Source organism: Bacteroides timonensis, from assembly GCF_000513195.1.
Taxonomy (GTDB): domain Bacteria; phylum Bacteroidota; class Bacteroidia; order Bacteroidales; family Bacteroidaceae; genus Bacteroides; species Bacteroides timonensis.
In genome coordinates this window covers 1-2,890 of the sequence record NZ_CBVI010000026.1, presented here as the reverse complement: position 1 = coordinate 2,890, position 2,890 = coordinate 1, and the positions used below count along the sequence as shown (strand labels likewise).

At 52.5% G+C, this 2,890-nt stretch carries 3 protein-coding genes; 1 reads left to right on the top strand and 2 read right to left on the bottom strand.

Going from position 1 to position 2,890, the window contains the following annotated elements; genetic code table 11:
* Positions 1-212 (top strand): hypothetical protein (locus BN161_RS30095; protein ID WP_044264423.1); only part of this gene is annotated, 212 nt, incomplete at its 5' end.
* Positions 213-229: 17 nt separating this feature from the next.
* On the opposite strand, the gene BN161_RS07340 is transcribed toward BN161_RS30095, so the two are convergent.
* Both BN161_RS07340 and BN161_RS07335 read right to left on the bottom strand, forming a co-directional pair.
* Complete coding sequence (locus BN161_RS07340) at positions 230-1,861, bottom strand: fimbrillin family protein (RefSeq protein WP_044264421.1); 1,632 nt, start codon at positions 1,859-1,861, stop codon at positions 230-232.
* 34 nt (positions 1,862-1,895) lie between these two features.
* A partial coding sequence (locus BN161_RS07335) for a fimbrillin family protein (RefSeq protein ID WP_052356200.1) occupies positions 1,896-2,890 on the bottom strand: 995 nt, incomplete at its 5' end.

Below are 2,890 nucleotides of genomic sequence, written 5' to 3'. Positions count from 1 at the left end.
GTGCGCAGGGAGTTTTCGGGGGCGCCGGAGGGTGCGATAATTTGTTACAATCTCCCGATTCGAAAAGCCCTGCCGCTGATGCGCTTCCGCAAGGAACAGAGAGAGAGGCGAATCGGGAGATTCTTATGCAAAGGGCGGGTAAATCTTCTGTTAATGCCATAAAAAATATCATCGACCCGCTTCGCGGGGATTCGTTTTTAATAGATGAATAATTTTAATAGATAAATAACTAAAAAGCAAGAAGGGGACGCACACGACAGGAATTGCGGTACTTATAGCTGAAGTTGTACACGTTGCCACTGTAGAAGTACACACACCACGCGAAGTTGATGTAGTAGCTGTCCTCCGTACTCGACCAGTAGTCGTCGTCGCCGAAAGTAGTTCCACCGACGTTCGTGATTTTAGGATTCAGCATACTTTTTCCACTTGTACCACTACTATTCCCTTGTCCCCAACACACCTGTTTCAACTCACAAACGGAAGGCCAATACCAACCGCTACTGCTTACGGGAGCAGGATGGGCGGTCTGAAAAGCAGACAGACCCTTGACGGGCTTCACACGCTTATTGCCCTCTTGTCCGTAACCGTCTCCCGTTGTTTGACTCTCTACGTATGCATTATACTCCGCCAAGGCAACGGTATTGGCGTAACCCTGCATCTTATCTTCGGCCTGAATACTGGTGAAACCGTCGGGTCTGCTGATGCTGCCTCCTGACCATGTGGCGTTTCGCAACCAATCGCTCACATGCTCATAACCGCCATACGTCCATAGCATGCTTAGATTGCTGCCATTGTCCGGAGCAGGCATATCCCACAAGGAAACGACCAAACCGTGCGTACCGCCGGGGAATTGACTATCCAACAGCGTGTAGTTGTAGTCCGTGATGTCGCCTAACCAATACACGATACCGATACAACCCTCTTTTGGAGGATTACTTGCGTCGCCGGGGCAGATGTTGCCGTCCGAATAATAGAAATCACCTATGGCAAGGGCACGGACTACGGCTGTATTAGCACCGCTGTATGTCACATTCAGCCGCTTGTAATTGCCGGCGGACAAGGAAAGGCTGCTTTTTGAGTATTCGATGGTCTTGCCATCGGCAATATCGAACGCACCGCTGACGGTGGAAGTACCTGCAGGGACGATGTAACGGTAAATGCCGTTGCCCATGGGATAAGGTTTAATCGTTGTTGCACCACTCGGATCAAGGCTGAACGTGGGATTGAGGACGGGGGCGGAATATTCGTAAACATCGGCAGCTTCCGAAGTCTTGTACTTCTGCACCGGAAGGGAAATCTCTATCAAGGACATCGCGTGAGAGAATTTGAAAGAGAGGAACTTGCCGCTTACGGATGCAGCGTCAACTGATGCCGTCATCAGGTCGCAAGCGGTATACTTGGCATACGTGCTTTGGTCGGTGACGGTGGCTACGGTGTTGTTGAAGGCTGTGACGATTGCGTCAACGCTTGTTTTATCGTTCATATCTGCCGTATACGGGTAGTAGGCAAAGTACGTTGCGTCGGTATATTTATAGATTACGTTACCGCTCCACTTCTCACCGTCGTAAGTGAGCTGCACGTTCTTGCAGTCGGGAATCACGTTGCCGTCCTTCACGGCAAACACGCCTATTTGGTCGCCGTTGGTAAAGGTGGTGGTGTAACCGCTTTCCGAAGCGCGGGTTTGCGGGGTACCGGTTTGCGGAGTTCCGTCCGTGGAGGTGAAGCCGTCCGCACGGGCTGTAACGGTAAGCGTGGTGCCGTCGGTGGCGGCTACGGTCAGTTCGTCATCGTTGCTGCAACCGCACAGAACAACAGCGGACAACAGCGTAAATAAGGAGATATTCAATATATTCTTTTTCATATTTGGGATGTTTATAAATGATTGTTATGGATTGTTATTGTCTTTCTTCTGTACCGGTTATGGTTTCATCGCTGCTGCCGTCCTGCGTCCAGTCGCTGCCGTTGCCGTCCGTGCCGGGGGTGACGGTTTGCGCATTGCCGGTTACTTCTTCGGAACCACCTGACCATTGGGGAGAAGTGGAAACGCCCACTTCCAGATAGCCGTGCTTCACGGTAATGTCGTACGTATGTTGCTTGCCGCCTTGCAGGTCGGCGTCGCCGTCCTGCGTCGGGGTATAATAATAGGTATTGTTGTCGGACAAGGTGATAGCTATGAACTTCTTGCCCTCCATGTCCTGCGGAATGACGAGGGCGGCATAGCTGGCAAGGGCGGTTGTTTTACCATCGGCCAGCTTATTGGCAACAGTTAACTTCTTGGCTATAATCGTGCCCATATCGTCTGTACCGGTTGCGGGAGTCCATGTGCCTGCGGTGTTATTGCCGGTCGGAATGGAGTATGCACCTTTCAGGGAGAGGTTCTTCTCGTGACCGATAACCACACTCTGTATGGCAGAGGCATTCGTAGCCGCTTCGGCGTTCACGATGTTGATGACCACCTTTGCCGTCTGGTGGTAGAAGGTCAGGCTATTGTCTGCTCTGGCCTGGGGGTTGAAAGCGATGCTCTTGGCAGGGGCGTAGAGGAAGTCGCTCCGCTGGTAGTTATCATCAGCATTGTCCGGTTCCGTCTTGCTTTGGTGGGGCTGCACCGCCCACGACCACGATGTACTTGTGGGCGGCGTAGCACTGTATCCCGTACCGAGATACCATGCCGAGACATTGATATCCGTGCTTTGCCAGTAGAACGGAGAAGTGCTGCTCAGGTCGCCATTATTTGCTACCTCATATTTCTTCACAACTTCGCCTACCTGTACGGCTACTTCTTCGCTCCCCTTCCACGTATTGTCCGTGGTGGCGCGGGTGGCGGTCAGCCCGTCCATCGCTGCGGTGAAGGTCATGGGGTACCGGCCTTCGGGCAGGGCGTTCTCGTCTG